The organism is Aquimarina litoralis, assembly GCF_039523995.1.
Taxonomy (GTDB): domain Bacteria; phylum Bacteroidota; class Bacteroidia; order Flavobacteriales; family Flavobacteriaceae; genus Aquimarina; species Aquimarina litoralis.
Window position 1 is genome coordinate 237480 of record NZ_BAAAGE010000001.1, and the last position, 20184, is coordinate 257663.

Annotated in this window: 14 protein-coding genes and 1 tRNA gene; 10 read left to right on the plus strand and 5 right to left on the minus strand. The window is 33.6% G+C overall.

Annotation, left to right across the window (positions count from 1 at the left end; all coding sequences use genetic code 11):
* Window positions 1-94: 94 nt before the first annotated feature.
* From ABD077_RS00850 to ABD077_RS00860, 3 genes are read right to left on the minus strand one after another with little or no spacing between them, the layout of a single operon-like run.
* Entirely contained in the window at window positions 95-808 is a 714-nt protein-coding gene (locus ABD077_RS00850; RefSeq protein WP_343909562.1) for a tRNA1(Val) (adenine(37)-N6)-methyltransferase, read from the minus strand.
* 4 nt (window positions 809-812) lie between these two features.
* Window positions 813-1337: a ribosome maturation factor RimM gene (rimM, locus tag ABD077_RS00855; protein ID WP_343909564.1), complete on the minus strand. Its 525-nt coding sequence runs from the start codon at window positions 1335-1337 to the stop codon at window positions 813-815.
* 14 nt (window positions 1338-1351) lie between these two features.
* On the minus strand, window positions 1352-1885 hold the full coding sequence (locus ABD077_RS00860; protein ID WP_343909566.1) for a 30S ribosomal protein S16: 534 nt from the start codon (window positions 1883-1885) through the stop codon (window positions 1352-1354).
* 367 nt (window positions 1886-2252) lie between these two features.
* Here ABD077_RS00860 and ABD077_RS00865 point away from each other — a divergent pair, with 367 nt between their 5' ends.
* The 3 genes from ABD077_RS00865 to ABD077_RS00875 all read left to right on the plus strand — a co-directional run bounded on the left by ABD077_RS00865 (window position 2253) and on the right by ABD077_RS00875 (window position 9557).
* Window positions 2253-3140 carry a DUF6252 domain-containing protein gene (locus tag ABD077_RS00865; protein ID WP_343909568.1) on the plus strand — a complete coding sequence of 296 codons (888 nt, stop codon included), beginning with the start codon at window positions 2253-2255 and terminating at the stop codon, window positions 3138-3140.
* A 230-nt stretch (window positions 3141-3370) separates the two neighbouring features.
* Entirely contained in the window at window positions 3371-7756 is a 4386-nt protein-coding gene (dnaE, locus tag ABD077_RS00870; protein WP_343909570.1) for a DNA polymerase III subunit alpha, read from the plus strand.
* 418 nt (window positions 7757-8174) lie between these two features.
* Window positions 8175-9557, plus strand: coding sequence for a hypothetical protein (locus ABD077_RS00875; RefSeq protein WP_299605524.1), 1383 nt, complete (start codon window positions 8175-8177; stop codon window positions 9555-9557).
* A gap of 144 nt (window positions 9558-9701) precedes the next feature.
* Here the strand turns inward: ABD077_RS00875 and ABD077_RS00880 are convergent, their stop codons facing one another.
* A complete protein-coding gene (locus ABD077_RS00880) occupies window positions 9702-11249 on the minus strand; it encodes a thiol-activated cytolysin family protein (protein WP_343909573.1) in 1548 nt (515 codons plus the stop codon).
* 306 nt (window positions 11250-11555) lie between these two features.
* On the opposite strand from ABD077_RS00880, the gene ABD077_RS00885 reads away from it, so the two are divergent.
* From ABD077_RS00885 to ABD077_RS00905, 5 genes are all read left to right on the plus strand, one after another.
* Window positions 11556-13451 (plus strand): tetratricopeptide repeat protein, encoded by a 1896-nt coding sequence (locus ABD077_RS00885; RefSeq protein ID WP_343909575.1) that lies wholly within the window; start codon window positions 11556-11558, stop codon window positions 13449-13451.
* 41 nt (window positions 13452-13492) lie between these two features.
* Window positions 13493-14719, plus strand: a complete 1227-nt coding sequence (locus tag ABD077_RS00890; protein ID WP_343909577.1) for a multiheme c-type cytochrome — start codon at window positions 13493-13495, stop codon at window positions 14717-14719.
* Between the two features lie 174 nt (window positions 14720-14893).
* Window positions 14894-15211, plus strand: coding sequence for a thioredoxin (gene trxA, locus ABD077_RS00895; protein WP_299605517.1), 318 nt, complete (start codon window positions 14894-14896; stop codon window positions 15209-15211).
* Between the two features lie 123 nt (window positions 15212-15334).
* Window positions 15335-16264 carry a DUF58 domain-containing protein gene (locus ABD077_RS00900; protein ID WP_343909580.1) on the plus strand — a complete coding sequence of 310 codons (930 nt, stop codon included), beginning with the start codon at window positions 15335-15337 and terminating at the stop codon, window positions 16262-16264.
* An 86-nt stretch (window positions 16265-16350) separates the two neighbouring features.
* Window positions 16351-16424 (plus strand) — tRNA-Asp (locus tag ABD077_RS00905).
* Between the two features lie 526 nt (window positions 16425-16950).
* On the opposite strand, the gene ABD077_RS00910 is transcribed toward ABD077_RS00905, so the two are convergent.
* Window positions 16951-17451: a DUF456 domain-containing protein gene (locus ABD077_RS00910; RefSeq protein ID WP_343909582.1), complete on the minus strand. Its 501-nt coding sequence runs from the start codon at window positions 17449-17451 to the stop codon at window positions 16951-16953.
* Between the two features lie 150 nt (window positions 17452-17601).
* Between ABD077_RS00910 and ABD077_RS00915 the strand changes: the two genes are divergently transcribed.
* The gene (locus tag ABD077_RS00915; protein ID WP_343909584.1) at window positions 17602-18027 is read left to right on the plus strand and encodes a hypothetical protein; all 426 of its coding nucleotides are present in this window, start codon (window positions 17602-17604) and stop codon (window positions 18025-18027) included.
* A gap of 291 nt (window positions 18028-18318) precedes the next feature.
* Window positions 18319-20184 carry a M56 family metallopeptidase gene (locus tag ABD077_RS00920; RefSeq protein ID WP_343909586.1) on the plus strand — a complete coding sequence of 622 codons (1866 nt, stop codon included), beginning with the start codon at window positions 18319-18321 and terminating at the stop codon, window positions 20182-20184.

The window sequence follows — 20184 nt, forward strand, 5'->3', positions numbered from 1 at the left end:
AATCTTTAAGATTGTTTACACTTATAGAAATATAAGTTGAACTACGTAGAGTGATTGAATTTGGAGAAAGGGGAGTCTACTAGACTCTCCTTTTTTACATTTTTAAATAAAAATCTCGAGTAAGGTCTACATATTCTGGAGTATATTGGTGCCTTTCATTCTCTATAATAAGCTCATCCAATTTTACTTCCATCTCTTCAAAACCAAATAACAAAAGAGTTCTTTTAATTTCTGAAGATGGGTTTCCCTTTACTCTTGTAATTTTTTGAGGATACAAGCCTACTTTATGGGCAATTTCAATTACTACTTCCTCTTCTTTATAAGGTAAAATTACTCCAAACCTACCATTCTCGGAAAGCAAATGAGTTGCTCCTATAAATAAATGTTCAAATGGCAATGCATCTTCAAATCTGGCTAAATCCCTACTAGAATCTTCTGTTTTATAGGTATCTTTATAAAAAGGTGGGTTACTAATGAGAAGATCATACTCATCATCAATTTCCTGAAAGAATTCCTGAAAAGAAGCATGATAACAAAATAGCCGATCTCCCCAGTCAGAAGCTTCAAAATTTTCTACTGCTTGTTCATAAGCAAGCTCATCTATTTCTAGTGCATCGATAGTTCCTGCATGAGAACGCTGTGCCATTATTAGAGCAATGACTCCTGTTCCAGTACCTATATCTAGTATAGTATTTACAGTTTCTGAAATCGGAACCCAAGATCCTAAAAGCACTCCATCAGTACCAATCTTCATGGCACATCGATCCTGGTGAACCATAAATTGTTTAAAATGAAATGGTTTAGACATTATTTTATAAATAAAGATCGATCAATCCTTCTGGAGTATTTACAAAAACAGTACGCTGTTCTCTATCCACCTTATCAATGAATTCGTCATTCATAGGTATTAAAATTTCTACACCGTCTCTGTCTATTTCGAAAAGTGCTTGTGCAGTACTATCATTGATATGAGTAATAGTTCCTACTTTTCCGAAAGCGCGATCTACAATATCAAAACCTATAACTTCGTGAAAATAAAATTTATTCCCTTCTAGCTTGGGTAACAAATCAAGTGGCAAATATATTTCTGCCTTCATTAGATCATCAGCATCCTCTTCGGAGTCTATATCTTCAAACTTTACTCTAAGCAAATCACTTTTATGAAGTTTACTTTTTTCTATAAAAAATGGAACCAAATTTTTGTTATAGTTCACAAAAACTGATTCCATTTTTAGATAACTTTCAGGTTCATCGGTATCAAGTTTTATCAATACCTCCCCTTTAAAACTAAATTTACTTACGATTTTGCCTAGATAGAAGCAATCTTCTTTCTTCATCGTCAATAATGCAACTACTCTTCCTCGTTGCTAGCTTCTTCAGTTACTTCTGCTTCAGCAGCTTCTGCAGCTACTTCTTCCGCTTTAGCGGCAGCTTCAGCTTCTGCAGCTTCAGCTTCACGCTTAGCATTTACTTCTTTTTCTGCAGCAAGTGCTTTTGCCTTTGCATCAGCATCTGCTTTTGCTAAAGAATCTTTCTTAGCATTTACGGATCCTTCTTTTTCTTGAACCCAAGCGTTAAATTTCTCTTCTGCTTGCTCTTCAGTTAAAGCTCCTTTTTTAACACCTCCTGCAAGGTGATTTTTTAGCATCGCTCCTTTATAAGAAAGGATAGCTCTAGCAGTATCAGTTGGCTGTGCTCCATTTTGTAACCATTTTACAGCTCCATCTACATTTAAGTCTATAGTTGCTGGGTTAGTGTTTGGATTGTACGTACCGATTTTTTCTAAAAATCTACCATCTCTCTTTGCTCTAGCATCTGCTGCTACGATCCAGTAAAAAGGTTTCCCTTTTTTACCATGTCTCTGTAATCTAATTTTAACAGGCATAAAAATTAATTTTTGGGTACTCGACCCTGTTTATAATTAAGTGCGCAAATGTAATCATTTTTAGCAAATTAGCATCAAACTTCCCCTTCTTTCATTAAATAATTTGGAACCGTCATAAAATTAGCATGTTTTATCACTCTTTTTAGTGTGATTTACCTGCTTTTTAAAAAACGTAAATACTTACTTAATTTATATAAAAAATTAATTTTTGTGTATTTCGTCGAATTTAAAATGCAATTAATCGTCAAAAAGTGTGATTTTGTTTTAAAAAAAATTGTTTTCTTCAGAATTTCGTGATATGTTTGTATTAAATTATTTAAGGATAGTTGGTTATCTATCTCTAGATTTTTTTTAAAGCCCCAAGCATATGATTAAAAAAATTACTCTTCTATTGGCATTTACATGCCTTATTTTTAATTCCTGTACCACAGATATTGAAATCAACACACCAGGATTGCAGGCCACTATAGACGGAAAATTGTTTAGACCAGACATAAAAAGAGCTTTAATTCATGATGATGGTACTTTGGTTATATTAGGAAATACTGGATCACAATCAATAAGTTTTACCACTTCATCAACAGAAGCAGGTACTTATAGAATAGAACAGCAAGCTATTAATGCTGCAAGTTTCGAAAACCACGAAGCTAAGTTTATTTCTGAAGAAGGAACTAGTAATGGACAAATCGTTATTACCGAGATTCATGATAATACCGTTTCCGGTAATTTCTTTTTCAAAGACCTAAAAGGAAGTAATGGAAAATCCATGAGTTTTCAGAATGGGTGGTTTTATAGATTGCCTTTAGAAAACTTCGTACCAGAACCTGAAGAAGAAGAAGAAGAGGAGGAGATTGTTATCACTTCTGAGGAAGATGAAGAACAACCAGATATTAATCCCTGTTTGTTAAACGCTTCATTAACAGCCATGATTAACGGAAACGAGATGATCACTGATGATCATGATGCAATCCCTTTTGGAGTTAACAATCCTTCGATATTAATTAAAGCAAGTAATGAAGAGGAGGAAATCACAATCGTTTTCCCAATAAGTGTAGAGGTTGGACAGCACTCTTTAACAGGATCAGGAGATTATAGTGCAACTTATAGTTTATACAATGATAAAGCATCTGCTGTTTCTGGTAGACTTACCATAACATCTCATGATACCGAAACACAATGTATTAGTGGAACTTTTGAGTTTGTAACCACAACAGGTGTTGCTGTCACAGAAGGACAATTTGAATACGGATATTAATCAAAACTCAACTATAGCGAAAAAGCGTTCATTAATTTATTTTAGTGAACGCTTTTTAATTTTTAGCATATTACATTATTTCTTAAAACAATCTTTTCATTTATTCCTCATAAAGGAAATCTTAAGTGGTTAATAATTCTGGATAACTTTTCAATCACCGAACACATCATTTTAATTATTTTTGATGATCACTTTGACCATAAGACAAAACTTTCTCGAAACATATTTTTATGTATTTAATTTTTGATACCGAAACAACAGGTTTACCTAAGCGTTGGGATGCTCCCATCAGTGATACTGATAATTGGCCAAGATGTATTCAGATCGCTTGGCAATTACACGATGAAATGGGTAATTGTATCGAACATCAAGATTACTTAGTAAAACCAGAAGGGTTTAATATTCCTTATGATGCAGAGAAAGTTCATGGAATTTCAACTGCCCTTGCCGAGCAGGATGGTATTAGCCTAGCAGAAGTTCTGGAAAAATTCAATATTGCTTTATCAAAAACGAAGTTTGTTGTCGGTCAAAATGTAGGCTTTGATGTTAATATTATGGGAGCTGAGTTCTATAGACTTGGTGTTAGCAATCAATTGCAAGAGTTACCTGTACTCGACACTTGTACAGAAACTACTGCAAGTTTATGTCAAATTCCTGGAGGTCGTGGAGGAAAATTCAAATTACCTACACTTACGGAGTTACACGAGTTTTTATTCGGAACTGCATTTGGTGAAGCCCATAACGCAACAGCCGATGTAGAAGCTACCACTCGATGTTTTCTAGAATTAATCAGAAAGCAAATTTTTACCAAAGAAGAACTAGATGCGCCTTCAGATTACTTTGAAAACTTCAAGCGTGTTAATCCAGAACCAATAGAATTAATAGGTTTACAACATATTAATCTAAAAAGAGCTTCTCAAAAAATCCAAGAAGCACTGGACCAGCAAGGAAGTTCTGATATTTCTCAAGAAGAAATCAAGGACAATATTGCAGCTTTAGATGCTGTAAATTTTGTTCATTTACATAACCATACGCAATTTTCTGTCCTACAATCTACAACCAGTATTCCTGATCTGGTAAAAGAAACTGCCAAACACAAGATGACAGCTGTAGCCATGACGGATCATGCAAATATGATGGGAGCTTTTCATTTTGTACAAGCAGTTACTAATCACAATAAAGGTGTAAAAGCAGCAAATACGGAAGCTATCGAAAATGGAGAAGAACCAACAGGAGTTGAAATCAAACCAATTGTTGGATGTGAGTTTTTTGTTTGCGAAAATCATAAAGACAAATCCAGAAAGGATAATGGATATCAAATAGTCTTGTTGGCTAAAAACAAAAATGGATATCATAATCTAGCCAAAATGTCTTCTATTGGATTTGTTGACGGTTTCTATTACCTCCCTAGAATTGACAAAGAAATCATTAAACAATACAAAGAAGATATCATTGTACTTACCGGAAACCTGTATGGAGAGGTTCCTAGTAAAGTATTAAACATAGGAGAAAAGCAAGCTGAAGAAGCTTTACTATGGTGGCACGAGGAGTTTGGCGATGACCTATATATCGAGATCATGCGCCATAATCAGGAGGATGAAAATCGAGTAAATCAGGTTTTGATCAACTTTTCCAAAAAGCACAACATCAAAACAGTAGCTACAAACAATACTTATTATTGCGAAAAGAAGGATGCCAATGCTCATGACATTTTACTATGTGTAAAAGACGGAGAAAAACAAGCGACACCAATTGGAAGAGGAAGAGGATATCGATATGGATTACCAAATCAGGAATATTATTTTAAGTCTTCTGAAGAAATGAAAAATTTATTCAAGGATCTCCCTGAAGCCATCATGAATATTCAGGAGATCGTGGATAAGATAGAACCCTTTGTACTAGCAAGAGACGTATTATTACCTGCATTTGACATCCCTGAAGAATTCCAATCCGAAGAAGACAAGTTAGACGGAGGAAAAAGAGGAGAAAATGCATATTTAAGACATATCACCTACAAAGGAGCAAAGATTAGATATGGAGAAATTACTCCGGAGATTGATGAGCGTCTTGATTTCGAATTAAAAGTTATTGAAAATACGGGATACCCAGGATACTTTCTTATTGTGGAAGATTTTATAAGAGCAGCAAGAGATATGGGTGTTTCTGTAGGTCCTGGACGTGGATCTGCGGCAGGATCTGCAGTAGCCTACTGTTTATGGATTACCAATTTAGACCCGATAAAGTACGATTTACTTTTTGAGAGATTCCTAAATCCGGACCGTGTAAGTATGCCCGATATCGATATTGATTTTGATGATGAAGGACGAGGGCGTGTAATGGATTATGTGATTGAAAAATATGGAGCCAATCAAGTAGCTCAAATTATTACGTATGGTACTATGGCAGCAAAATCTTCTATTAGAGATACTGCCCGTGTACTTGATTTACCTCTCGGTGATGCAGATAGAATTGCAAAACTAATCCCAAACATGTCTAAGCTTGGAAAAATATTTGGCGTAGATGAAGCGGTACTAAAAAAGAAATTCAGAAGTGATGAATTAGAAAAAGTAAACGAACTACTAAACATAGCAGAAGGTAGTGATCTAGAAGCCGAAACCTTAAACCAAGCTAGAGTTTTAGAAGGTTCAGTTAGAAATACAGGTATTCATGCTTGTGGAGTGATCATCACCCCCGATGATATCACCAAGTTTGTTCCGGTTGCGCTTGCCAAAGATTCTGACATGTACTGTACACAATTTGATAACTCTGTAGTAGAAAGTGCAGGTCTCCTAAAAATGGATTTCTTAGGATTAAAAACATTAACCCTAATTAAGGATACCGTAAAAATTGTAAAAGCAAAACATGGTGTGGAATTAGATCCTGAGAATTTCCCGCTTGACGACGAAGAAACATATGCATTATTCCAAAGAGGAGAAACGGTTGGTGTATTCCAATATGAATCTCCTGGAATGCAAAAATATATGAAGGAACTAAAACCTACAGTTTTTGCCGATCTAATTGCGATGAATGCTTTGTATCGACCAGGACCTTTAGAATATATCCCAAGTTTTATTAACAGAAAACATGGTACTGAAGAGATCATATATGACTTAGAAGCTTGTGAAGAATACCTAAAAGAAACCTACGGAATCACAGTATACCAGGAGCAAGTGATGCTACTTTCTCAAAAACTAGCTGATTTTACAAAAGGTGAAGCAGATGTACTCCGTAAAGCAATGGGTAAAAAACAAAAAGCAGTACTAGACAAAATGAAACCCAAGTTCATTGAGCAGGCTGCTGCCAAAGGACATGCCGAAGATAAACTAGAAAAAATCTGGAAAGACTGGGAAGCATTTGCAGCTTACGCTTTTAATAAATCTCACTCTACTTGTTATGCTTGGATTGCTTATCAGACCGCTTATCTAAAGGCTCATTATCCGGCAGAATATATGGCAGCTGTACTATCCAATAACATGAACGACATCAAGCAGGTTACTTTCTTTATGGAAGAATGTAAGCGAATGAAATTGGAGGTATTAGGTCCCGATGTGAATGAGTCTTACAGAAAATTCTCTGTAAACAAAGATGGTGCGGTTCGATTTGGTATGGGAGCTATCAAGGGTGTCGGTACTGGGGCAGTGGCTACTATTGTAGAAAACAGAAAAGAAGATGGACCATACAGATCTATTTTTGATATGGCAAAACGTATTGACCTACGCGCTGCTAATAAAAAAGCTTTTGAAAGTTTGGCTCTTGCTGGCGGATTCGATTCTTTTACAGAAACGCATAGAGGTCAATATTTTCACCAAGATGGAGATGGAATCACTTTCTTGGAAAAAGCCATGAAATATGGATCTAAATATCAAGAAAACGAAAACTCATCTCAGGTAAGTCTATTTGGAGAATCTAGTGATGTTCAAATTCCAGAACCAGTTGTCCCTCCTTGTGAAGAATGGGGCACTATGGAAAAACTAGCCAGAGAAAAAGAAGTTGTTGGTATTTATTTATCTGGTCATCCACTCGATGATTTTAAATACGAAATGAAATATTTCTGCAACGGAACACTTTTGAATTTTGCCGATCTAGAAAACAATCTCAACCGCGAAATCTCATTTGGTGGAGTAATCACAGGTGTGGAGCATCGAACATCAAAAAATGGAAAAGGATGGGCAACGTTTACCATAGAAGACTATAACACCGCTCATGAGTTTAGAATTTTTGGCGAAGATTACTTAAAACATAGACCTTTCTTAGTACAAAGCACCTTCGTGTATGCAAAAGCTTTTATAAAAGAAGGTTGGGTTAATCGCGATACCGGAAAAAAGGGAGATCCTAGAATACAATTTAATAGTTTTCAACTACTACACGACGTAATGGAAACCTATGCCAGAAAGTTGACAATTCAACTAGACATTAATGAACTTTCTGATACTAGGATTGATAAGCTAAAAGAATTGCTCACTGAACATGCTGGAAATCACACGTTAAATTTTGTGATTTTCGAAATGGCAGAAAAACTAAAGTTACATATGCCAAGTAGAAAACAAAAGGTAAACATCTCTCCAGAACTGTTAACTGCATTGGAGAGCGATTCTGTGTATTATAAATTAAACTAGAAAGCTATTTTTAATTCTGAAATTTTCAACCCCACACTTTTAAGAAGAAGGGAAAATACCACCTATAAAAAAGCCAATAAAAATCTCATAATGTGTTAGATAGCTAACATTTATGAGTTGTTAAGGATTCTTAAAAACTAGGATGATCTAGTTAATTATTTCCTAAAAACAATGTTTTTTCTACGTTTTACACATGTAGCCTTTTTTTCATATAAAACCCTTTAATTCAAAGGGTTTCACTTCCCGAAATCTATAAAACCAACACCATTTTTTAAAATTCAAAATTTCCTTTGATGTAAGATTAAATATTTATACCGTCTCAAAATATGTAAGATCTTAAAACCCTAATTACTTTAAACGATTGGCCAATTGTTTTCTCAATGATTTTTTCAGAATATAACTATTAAAAACACAAAAAATGAAAAATTTTAAAACCTTACTTTTAAGTATTTTCGCCGCCTCATTATTTATGGCTTGTAACAATGATGACAATCTTTTAGAAGTTGAAACGAATCAAACGATCACTGATGAAATTGCAGAAGATGCATTAGAAGAAGAAGCTCAATCAAAAGGCTTATTACAATCATTTAGAGCTTTAAAAGAAGCTAAAATATTACTAGCAAGTATCCGTAAAGATGGTGGAATTCCTTATAACTTTTTTAATCCTGCTTTACGATTCACAGACGCTCAAAATGTTTTTGTACCAAGTGTTTTGGGAATTGATTTTAGAATTGATAGAGATGTAGTTCCCGCAGGACCCACAGTTAGACTCCCTATGTTTAAAGGTTGGGAAACTTTACCAAATGGACAAAAGAGAGAGCTGTACTACGTAATAACAGAAGTATCTGACAGACTGATGGCAAAAAAACTAGGTGTGATTTTTGCTCCAAGAATGGCAGCATCTATAGGATCCGGAGGAGAACAAAAAGGATATTTTACAAGAACAGGGCGACTTGTTTTTGAAGGATCTGTAGATTTTTCTCCAAAAAGATCTTTAGTTACTGGACCGGCAGACGGATTATTATTCGGATTCCCACCGGCAGAAGCAAACCCAGGAGCAATTGCAGATGGTAAATGGTCTTCGTATGTTGTTTTACCTAGTGGAGTAGTAATTAACGCACAGCCAGTAGCCAACAGCACAGGTCTTCATGACAGAGTACCAAACCCTCTTGGAAATGAGCAAGAGCAAGAAGATGATTTAAACAATCCTAATTTTGCACCTGATCAAGCTTCAGTGGTTATGCAATTACTTGATGGATGGCACGCTAATAGACCATACTACTTCCATATCGTTACTGATACTTCGGATCCAGGACCTGCAACTATCGAGTTAGGAGTATTTGCTCCGAGATTAGCAAATCTACCAACATTTGGACTATTCCCAGGAGGATCTATGCTACCTTTTAGCCCAACAGCTAACGGAAGAACAACAGATACTGATGGACTTGGAGTACAAGGATTAAATACAGCTTCTTTAAGTAACAGACAAGTACAAGATCCAACCAATACATTTCCTATAGATCCTAGTGATACAAGATATGCTCCGATGTGGGATGCCCATGTAACAGAATTTACCGTTCCAGAATCTGAACGTCCAATCTTACAGAGTTTTGATCAAATTAATGATCTATTGGCAGATGGAACTTTGATCCCATTTAGAGGAAATGCTAATCCAAGCCCATTAGCTAACTCTTTATCAGATTTATTAACAGCTACAGGAGCTATTATCAACTGCCCTGTTATTACACAACCAGATGATAGTGTTATTGGTACTCAAATAGGAATACCTACAAACAACTAATAATAACTCTTAAAACCTTATGGAAAAGCTCAGCAACCAATAAGCGCTGAGCTTTTTCTTATTTTGTATAGAAATATACAAAAAAGCCGACATCAGGTTGTTGAATCACAACCTACGATGCCGACTTTCGAAAAAAATACTTTTTTATTGGCAAGTCCTTACTTTCACTTCTAGGAAATTTCGGTAGGATTCGAAACAATCTTCATGTGCGTGAACATACCCTCCTATGTTATCCGTCCATTTATTCTCATAACCGGCACCTGCTTTTGCTCTATCTATATAATAGAAGATATCGTAAGCACCATCTGGTGGAGTAATGATAGTCTGCTCTCCATCTACTTTATTTTCCTTCCAGACAATTTCATCGTAAGGTACACTTGCTCCATCCTTTAGTTTATATTCAATTCCTATTCTAAAATTATCAACCACTGTGTTTTTAAACACTATTCGATTATGCACACGTTTTGCCGTAGTACAATTTAATGCTACATAATCCGTACTATATCCCATTTTTGCCAGACTATTATCTTTTAAAAATCTAATTGTATAAGCAATTGGAAGACCAGGATTGTTTCTACTATAAACAGCATTTTCTCCTTTGATAATAGATTGTAAATCACCAAAGTTTTGTGCAGAAACGGCCTCAGAAGCCACAGAAGCGTTCCCTCCTATTGTTACCGTAGTGATAGTAGATTCATTTAAAATTTCTTTATACTTAGCCTCTACATCACCAGATGCATTAGTCACACCACTTGCATAATTAAAAGCTCCTGTAAGCTCTGCCTCCGTAGCTTCTGCTGTAGTCTCCATTCTAAACATGATTATTCTACCATAATTTACAGAGTGCACGTACGCAGGTGGTGTTGCAGAATTAAATGCATTTTCGATTCGTGATAATGGCACATCGGCTCTAAATACATCTGAAGGGTTTTCAGGAGTATCCATAGTTATTGTGTAAAAAACTTGTTTAAACACCATAACAGCTACTCTATTCGTACTTGTAGTTTCATAATTAAATTGTGCAGAAACATCTCCAGTTGCCCACTCCGTGTTCATTCCAACTTCCAAACTCATCTGCTTAGAACTATAAGAAGTGCTCGCTGAGTAAGACGAGTTAGAAGGATTCACATATCCTTCTTGATAGGCATTTGTATTCCAATATTCCAAAGCTTCATCTATCTTGGATTGTACATTAGAATTTCTGGGATCTTCTACTCTTATATTTCCTGCTTCACCAATACCTGGTAAATCTAAGCGTATAGTCATTGGTGCTCTCCCCAAAGTAAACGCTTCAGGCAAACCATCCCTCATTGTTTGATTACCAACTACTAAAGCACCTGGCCATACGATACCTCTAGTTGGACGCAGGATCGCTACATCTTCAAAATTTGCTTTCAGATTATAATCTACACGTTCACAGGTAGTTTCTATTCCGGAATCAAATGATTCGTCTGTATTAGTTCCTCCAGGTGTTTTAAGTAATGCTTCTCCTCCGGTTTCCTCTACCCCTAACAACTCACTTCCATTATACTCCAAATTATTAATAAATTCATTAATTGTATTTGCTTCTGGATTTACAGGTTCGGAAGGCAAACTATCTTCATCTTTACTACAAGAGCTACATGCAATGCAAGTATAAATTAAACTAATTAATATAAATGCTTGGGGCATTTTTAAAATTGAAGTTTTCATGAGTTTTCTTTTTAATGATTCAACGATTCAAAACTACTGGCAAACCATTTTTAGTCCTAATTTTAAGCATGGACAAAGCATGGACACCTATTGAAAACCAATAAATCAACTTAGAAACAAACGATTTTTTTATGAAGACTAAACTAAAGAGTTCTATATTTTTAATGCATTAAAAGAGGATGCCTAAGGGAAAAAGCAACTTAAAATCTTGCAAACTCAATTTTACACTTTTATTCAGAATATGCAGTATTCGACAACCATAATATTTATTAATTACCTTAGTTGTCAACTAAATGACTCGCTTTTATGAAATTCCAATCTCTTCTCATCACAGTATTCATATTTTTTACCCAACTAGTGATTTCCCAAAATCTAAAATTGATTGACAGTTTAAAAAATGCTTTAGACAATCACAGCGAAGAAGATAGTGTTAGAGTTGACATTTTAACTGAGCTCCATGAGAAATTAATGTTCTCTGCACCTTTAAAAGCTAAAAAATACGCAGAAGAAGAACTAAAGATTTCAAAAAAAATTAATTACAAAATGGGGATAGGCAAAGGCCTATTGCACTTAGGTGATTTTTATAACAATCGAAACAATCTAGATTCTGCTCTTTATTATTATAAACAAGCAAAAGAAGAATTTAACAATCGTAATTCTTACAGAGGCACTTTATTTGTTAATTATTCCATGGCGGACATCTTGCGTAGCAAAGGTGATTTTGAAAACGCTATTCATATAATTCTGGAAAACCTTGAACTTATAGAAGGAAATGAAAAAGTGGATAAGGCTAAAGCAAAATTTAAGGGTGCACAATATAATAGCCTTGCTACTATTTATATGGAAAAAGGTAATTACAAACTTGCTTTAATTGAAGCTTTAAAAGCATTGGAACTTTTTACAGAAATCAATGACGTCATGAGAAAAGCTGATATTCTAAAACTTTTAGGTGATTTAGAATACGCAACTGAAAACTACAAAAAAGCACTTACCTATTTTAAAGAAGCAATGGCCATTTATTTAGCTCAAAATGATGAGATTTATTTATCCTATGCAAAAAACTCAGCTGGGAATACTTTAAAAAAATTAAATCGCATAAATGAAGCTCAAACACACTATGAAGAAGCTATAAAACTAGCAAGGAAGCATGAGGCAAAATCCCCATTAGCCAATGCACTTTATAATCTTGGTGAATTATTCAATATTGAAAAAAAATACGAAAAAGCAAAAGCATCTTTTATAGAATCCAAAGAGATTACAGAGGGCGAAGACATAAAAATTGGGATTATAAATGCATACAAAGGATTAAGCAATACCTTTAAAAATGAGAATAACATTCCTCAAGCTATTAAAAACATTAATCAAGCGATCAACATAGCAGAAAAAATTGGTACCATGTCGAATCTTCAGGAATTATATGAAAAACGCTCTAACCTTTTTCAATTACAGAATAAAAATCGAGAAGCGCTTTCAGACCTACACGCATCTCAAAAAATAAGAGACAGTTTATTTTCAGTGAAAAAATCTCAACAAATAGAAGAATTACGAACCATTTACGAAACAGAAAAAAAAGAAGCTGCCATTACTTTACAAAAGGAAGAAATCAAAAATCTAAATCAACAGGTAGAGATCAGTAATCTTCGAAAAACGCTCTATGCAGGAGGAATGATATCTTTCATTGTGGTATCGGGATTGTTGTTTTTTGGATTCAGACAACGCATTAAAAAGAATCAAATAGAACGAGAAAAACAAGAAGAAATATACCGACAAGAAATTGAATTTAAAAGAAAAGAACTTACCTCGCAAACGTTGCATTTGGTTCAAAAAAGTAGCTTTATCCAAGAACTCAAAGAAAATCTAGAACGTATTAAAAACTCTCCTGAACTTTTTAAAGTAGAGTTTAGAAGATTGGTAATGTTATTAAAAAAAGAAAGTGCTGAAGACAAAGATTGGGAAGTATTCAAGTCATACTTTGCAGATGTACACAATAATTTCGATAACAAATTAAAAGCAATTCATAATGAAATCACTGAAAAAGAAATACGATTAGCCTCTTTTCTTCGAATGAATCTCACTACTAAAGAAATTGCTAACATGCTAAATGTACTACCAGATAGTGTATTGAAATCAAAATATAGATTAAAAAAGAAACTTCAGCTCGGAAAAGAAGAAGATCTCTATGAATTCTTAAATACTTTATAATCTTAAATTACATTATATTGTAAGAAAATAGTTTTCTATTCATGCCAAAGAATATTAAATACATAATTATTAAGGGTATTATTATTTCTGTTATAGTAGGATATTTTGTAGTATTAAAAAAAGAAGCAAACACCACTGGTGAATACATAGACATCCCTACTATTGCCACTCATATAAACGGGATGGAATTTATTAATTCTGCTACTTGTATTGAATGTCATGCTCAAATTGTAGAAGATCATTACAAAACCGCACATTATAACTCCTTGCAATTAGCTAACAAAAGGACCATCAAAGGCAGTTTTAAAAATGGCAAAAATACATTGGTATTAAATGATAAGGTTACTTTCAATTTTGTAGAAAAAGATTCTGGTTTTTATCAAGAACCTAAATTTAAAGACCAAAATACTCCTTTTTATTCAGCTAAAATGGATTTAGTAGTAGGCTCGGGAACCAAAGGACAATCGTATTTAATGTGGAATAATAATGATTTGTTTCAGCTACAAGCTTCATATTTCACACCTACAGATAGTTGGATAAACAGCCCTGGAGCATTAAACCAATTAAGTCCTGCTAGACCTGTTATAGAACGTTGTTTAGAATGTCATACAACCTACGCACAAAATATCTCAGGAAGTAAAAACAGAAATCAATTTCATCGTAATAACTGGGTTTATGGAATCGATTGTCAACGTTGTCACGGATCCGTAAAAGAGCACGTTATATACCACAAGCAAAATCCAGAAGATAAAATAGCAAAACATATTATTAAACATGCTTCCCTATCACGTCAGCAAAGATTAGATGCTTGTGCATTATGCCATTCTGGTTTACGTACTAAAACTACCGAAAGAGCTTTCTCCTTTTGGATTGGAGATACTCTAAGAAAATTTTCATTCCTCGATTATGACGAAGCTAGTTTAAATGAATTAGACGTGCATGGCAACCAATATGGTCTATTACTTGCGAGTAAATGTTTTACTAAAAGCACCTCTTTAGACTGTACTACTTGTCATAATCCTCATAAAAAGGAAAGGGATAATTTTGCTTCTTTTAATCAAAAATGTCTGAATTGTCATAGTACTAATTCAAATCCCATCAATTGTTCGGGAGATCAAAATGAAATTGCTAAAATGAACAATAACTGCATCCAATGCCATATGCCTTTGGTAAAAAGTAAAACCATGAAAATACCATTCACAGAAAATGAAGAGGTTTCTGTTGATATAAGGACACATCTCATTGGAATTTATAAAGAGGTAAACTAAACTAAAAGATTAAAAAATATCTTACTCCAGAACAATTTAATAGTATATTTGGTATCAGCAAAATCAATAGCCCTATAGCCAAAACAAATATTTTGATTGTAAGCTTTAGGATAAATATTGACTAATTTTGTGAAATTAATAAATAACAAGAATTAATAAACAATAAATAAAACTATGGCATTAGAAATAACAGATGCTACTTTTGATGAAGTAGTACTTAAAAGCGATAAACCAGTATTAGTAGATTTTTGGGCTGCATGGTGTGGTCCATGTAGAATGGTAGGCCCAATAATTGAACAGATCAGTGAAGAATATGAAGGAAAAGCAGTTGTAGGTAAAGTAGATGTAGATGCAAATCAAGAATTTGCTGCAAAATATGGTGTACGTAATATCCCTACAGTATTGGTTTTCCAAAACGGAGAGGTAGTTGGACGCCAAGTTGGTGTTTCTCCAAAGAATGTATATGCTGAAGCACTAGATTCTTTAATCTAGAAAATGATTTTAGAGATAAAAAAGGGTTGACGGTTTGTCAACCCTTTTTTTATTGAAAACAGATTAGTATCCGTATATTGTTAGCACGAAAGTATTCGTTAATCTCATAACTCGCAAAGCAATATGAATATCCAAAATGAAATTAATAGCACCAGTGGTTTTACCAATTTAGAGCTTTTAGCCAAACAAGTGGTAGAAGGTTTTATTTCCGGTATGCATAAGAGCCCTTTTCATGGATTTTCTGCTGAATTTGCCGAGCATAAAGTATATAATAACGGAGAGAGTACTAAGCATATCGATTGGAAATTGTATGCTAAAACTGATAAATTATTTACCAAAAGGTATGAAGAAGAAACAAATCTAAGGTGTCATATTATTATTGACAATTCTTCTTCTATGCATTATCCCCAAATCAAACAACATCATTTAGAATCACTAAATAAGATAAGTTTTTCGGTCCTCGCAACAGCTTGTCTCATGAACATTCTTAAAAAACAACGTGATGCAGTGGGTTTAAGTATATATAGTGACACCTATGATTACTATGCCCAAGAAAAAGGTAGTGAGCGACATAATCAGATGCTTTTAAGTAAATTGAGTCAGATCATCACTACTCCAAAGGATACAAAAAACACAGACACTTATACCTTTTTACATCAAATAGCAGAAAAAATTCATCGCAGATCCCTGATTTTTTTATTTACGGATATGTTTCAGGCTACTTCTAATCCAGAAAAACTATTTGAAGCTTTAAGACATTTAAAATATAATAAACACGAAGTCGTATTATTTCATACATTCGATAGCACTAAAGAATTAAATTTTGATTTTAGCAATAGACCTACTCGATTTGTGGATGTAGAGACTGGTGAGTTTGTAAATTTATACGCTGATAATATCAAAGAAAATTATCAAAAAGCGGTTAGTTCTTATTTCTATGATCTAAAATTAAAATGCTCACAATACAGAATCAAGTACGTAGAGGCCGATATCACAAAAAACTTCGATAAAATCCTCACAACCTATCTTGTTGAAAGGCAGAAATTTGCATAGAACAATAAAAAAATACTTAAAAAAAGTTCAAAAAACATTTGTGAGTATTAAAATGAGGTGTATATTTGCATCCGCAATAAGGCAATGGTCTGGTAGTTCAGTTGGTTAGAATACCTGCCTGTCACGCAGGGGGTCGCGGGTTCGAGTCCCGTCCAGACCGCAACAATTGCAAAAGCTTCAATCACGGTTGAAGCTTTTTTTTGCAATGTACAAAGTTGTGTTGTCCCACGCCAATTGCGTGGGTGGTTTAGTAAACCAATGAGAAGCTTTTCCTGAAAAAGGAGAGGCTTTTTTTAATTTCTTTCATTACTAACTATCCCTTAAATAATACCAATCATTACTTTCATTAGCAGGTTATATCCTTTGAGCTATTTACAACAATGTACTTGATATATATAATTTGTAAGTTTTTTCTTATTAAAATATTTTATTTTTATAATAATTATGTTAAAAATGCATTTTTTTTCGATAAAATACATAAAAAATTTGAAGGCAATCGAAAATTCACTATCTTTACAGAGTGAAAATGAATTAGTGCTTTCGTTCCCCCCAAGATGAAAGTTTTTATAAAAGTGAGTTTTAATTTTAGAATAAGCCCCTAAATTAAGATGATTTGTGTGAAGAAAAAGAGTGCGTTAAACGCACTCTTTTTTTATACAATATATTTTATTCTAATACATTAGTGATCAAAATATTGCCCCCCAATGTTCCCATACTTTATTCACATATAAAATAATAAAGGCGATAGATACGATAAACTTGACAAAAGTACCTGCAAGAAACCCTAGAAACGATCCAAATGCAGCTTTTAAAGCTTTTGATGAATCTTTACTATCCTTTATTAGCTCTCCAATAAAAGCTCCTGCAAAAGGTCCTATAATTATCCCAAACGGGCCTAAAAACAGTAACCCTAGAATAAGTCCGATCGAACTTCCTATCATTCCATATTTTGTACCGCCAAAACGCTTTGTACCCCATGCAGGAACAATATAATCCAATATCCAAACTAAGACAGCAATACCAAGGGTAATCCCTAAAAAAGTCCAATTCTGAGGAATCACATCGGTAAAATGAAGTATTAATAGACCAACCCATGAAGTAAAAGGGCCTGGCAAAACTGGAAGAAAACTACCAACAATACCAACTAGGCACAATATAAAACCAATGATTACTAAAGCTATATCCATAGTAAATTATTAGACTACCAAAAATGAATATTGTTACTCTAATATTATTTTTTTTCTAAAATACTTAAAACTGCGGTAACATCAAATTGCCTGATAAATAATATTTTTGTAGGAAATGAAGTACCCTTAGAAACCTATTCTATCCCCGAAATGAAAAAATATATCTACATAACCTTCGTGGTTATATTATCCGGATTCTATTCTTATTCACAAAATAAGCCTACAACACTTAAGTGCAAAAGTAAGACTATCGAACGTGTTCGAAAACATTGCGTTTGTAAAGATATTGAGCAATATGTAAAAAAAAATTATGACATACTCTCTGTTTCTTCATTTGCTAAGTCCGGAATCAATCGTATCTACACTAGATTTAATATTTCTAGCAACGGAAAGATTGAAAACATTGAAGTAAAAGGCTTCTCTCCTGAAATGGAAAAAGAAGCGATAAAAACACTTCTATCCTTTCCTGATATTATTCCCGCAAATACCATATCCGAAGCTAGCAGCACTAATGTAAATGACTTTTATACCATAATGATTCAGTTCGAAATTAAAAACACCATCACGAATCTGTAACAATGTTAACACTTCATTACTAATACAGTCATAGTAGTTTCTAAATGGAATACTCGTTTTTACAAGTAAATAAGAGGTGAAATCTCTATTTTTTTAAATTTTTCAACTAAATATTTAGTTAAAATAAAAAAATGTATATATTTGCCATTCAACTAATAGATTAGTTGAATAGATGTAGAGATCTATAAAACAATTGGGGGACGTCGACCTGAGTCTACTATTTTTGGAATACGATATAGTAGGCTCTGGATTGACATAATAACAATGTAATGTTTATGTAAAAGAAAAAATATGCTCCATTACCTACTTCAAATCTTAATTTTTCAGTCATTATTCCTTTTGGTTTATGATATTTTTCATAAGAAGGATACCTTTTTTAATTGGAACCGTTTATATCTTATTGTTACTCCATTTCTATCGTTAATACTTCCGTTTATAGAATTAGACTTTTTGACTTCTAGTTCTACAGAAATTGTTGTTACTAATATCGAACGTACCATAATTGTTCCTACCGAACGAATAATCTTTGATACCAATGTAACCAGAACAGATGCAGGTGCAAATGGAATGCAAATAAACTGGTGGTTAGTAACATATTTGGCAGGAGTTTTACTGAGTTTTATAAATCTTTTATTAAAGTTTCACAAGCTTCATATTCTCAGAAACGTATCACACATATCCAAATCATTTAACCAGAAAATAGTAATTCTTCCAAATAGTATGCACGCATTTTCTTTTTGGAATACAATTTTCATTGGAGATTCTTTAACCGAGGAAGAAAAACAACATATTATATCACATGAACTTGTTCATGTAAATCACAAACATACTATTGATCAAATAGGGATCGAGCTCCTAAAAATCTTATTATGGTGGAACCCTTTGGTTTACATCTATCAGGCAAGAATTACCTTATTACATGAATACATAGCAGATGCGATCACCATTCATAAAGTAAATCAAAAAAACTATATAGAACAATTATTAAACTCTGCTTTTCAGACAGAGAAAATTACATTCATTAATCAATTTTTCAATCAATCATTAATCAAAAAACGAATATTTATGTTACAAAAGTCCCAATCAAAATCTATTGCTAAATTTAAGTACTTACTTTTAATTCCTGTACTAACGGGGATTCTCACCTACACTTCTTGTAAGGATGGCTCTTCCAACAATGAACCAAATGAACCGAAGACTACTCTGACAATAGAGGAACCTTCTAATACTGATAAAAAAGCTGTTAGCAATCAACCTTTATGCCTAAATAAAGGTGCTAAGTACGATTACAAACTAGATAATTACTTGAAAATCAAAAATGGCGAAAATGCCGATATTATTACTAAACTTATCTTATTAGAAACAAATGAGATCGTTAGAACTGCCGTAATCTACAAAAATCAAACGCATTATGTAAGAAACATTCCTGAGGGTATATATAGAGTTGATGTTACCTATGGAGAAAATTATAAGGAGAAAGAGATAGATGGAGTATGTAATGGAGGTCTTCAAAAAGAGATCTTATTTGAGACCGGAGAAGATATATTAGACTTCACTACCATCATTACGGACCAAGGTAAAAATGTACCATCATATACGTTGGCTTTAGATTTACTTCCGGAAGAATTAAGGAAAAATCATGATCATCCCGATGAGATTGCTAAGGAAGAAAAAGAGGCTGCTAGAAAAAGAGCAATGGAAATGGCTCAAAAATTAGCAGCAGAAAATGCCAAAAACTTAAGTACTATTAAGGAAGTTTCTTCCGAAAAAGCAGAGCCTGAATGCGCTAACAATTACGTCGCCAAATACGACATGAAACTGGATAATTATCTTAAAATTACAAATGGTAAGAATACTGAAGTACTAGTAGATATTATGAACCTCGAGACATCAGAAAGTGTAAGAACCGTCTATTTACCTAAAAACAGCAAACATTTCGTAAGAAACATCCCTCAGGGTATTTACAATTTAGAAATTGTATATGGAACAGATCTTAAAAAGAGTGATGTAGATGGAAATTGTAAATTTTCATTTAAAAACAAAATATTAGAAGAAAAGGGTCAAGACAAATTAGATTTTAACACATATAAAGATCCAAATGGTATTAGTGTTCCATCCTATTCTATTACTCTAGACTTATCAGATCAAAAAAAATAA

What these genes read in the sequence shown, in the direction of transcription:
- ABD077_RS00910 (WP_343909582.1), bottom strand. Translation starts at nt 17,451, where the DNA reads ATGGATATAGCTTTAGTAATCATTGGTTTTATATTGTGCCTAGTTGGT.
- ABD077_RS00915 (WP_343909584.1), top strand. Translation starts at nt 17,602, where the DNA reads ATGAAAAAATATATCTACATAACCTTCGTGGTTATATTATCCGGATTC.
- ABD077_RS00900 (WP_343909580.1), top strand. Translation starts at nt 15,335, where the DNA reads ATGAATATCCAAAATGAAATTAATAGCACCAGTGGTTTTACCAATTTA.
- ABD077_RS00865 (WP_343909568.1), top strand. Translation starts at nt 2,253, where the DNA reads ATGATTAAAAAAATTACTCTTCTATTGGCATTTACATGCCTTATTTTT.
- ABD077_RS00875 (WP_299605524.1), top strand. Translation starts at nt 8,175, where the DNA reads ATGAAAAATTTTAAAACCTTACTTTTAAGTATTTTCGCCGCCTCATTA.
- ABD077_RS00890 (WP_343909577.1), top strand. Translation starts at nt 13,493, where the DNA reads ATGCCAAAGAATATTAAATACATAATTATTAAGGGTATTATTATTTCT.
- rimM (WP_343909564.1), bottom strand. Translation starts at nt 1,337, where the DNA reads ATGAAGAAAGAAGATTGCTTCTATCTAGGCAAAATCGTAAGTAAATTT.
- ABD077_RS00850 (WP_343909562.1), bottom strand. Translation starts at nt 808, where the DNA reads ATGTCTAAACCATTTCATTTTAAACAATTTATGGTTCACCAGGATCGA.
- ABD077_RS00860 (WP_343909566.1), bottom strand. Translation starts at nt 1,885, where the DNA reads ATGCCTGTTAAAATTAGATTACAGAGACATGGTAAAAAAGGGAAACCT.
- dnaE (WP_343909570.1), top strand. Translation starts at nt 3,371, where the DNA reads ATGTATTTAATTTTTGATACCGAAACAACAGGTTTACCTAAGCGTTGG.
- ABD077_RS00885 (WP_343909575.1), top strand. Translation starts at nt 11,556, where the DNA reads ATGAAATTCCAATCTCTTCTCATCACAGTATTCATATTTTTTACCCAA.
- trxA (WP_299605517.1), top strand. Translation starts at nt 14,894, where the DNA reads ATGGCATTAGAAATAACAGATGCTACTTTTGATGAAGTAGTACTTAAA.
- ABD077_RS00920 (WP_343909586.1), top strand. Translation starts at nt 18,319, where the DNA reads ATGCTCCATTACCTACTTCAAATCTTAATTTTTCAGTCATTATTCCTT.
- ABD077_RS00880 (WP_343909573.1), bottom strand. Translation starts at nt 11,249, where the DNA reads ATGAAAACTTCAATTTTAAAAATGCCCCAAGCATTTATATTAATTAGT.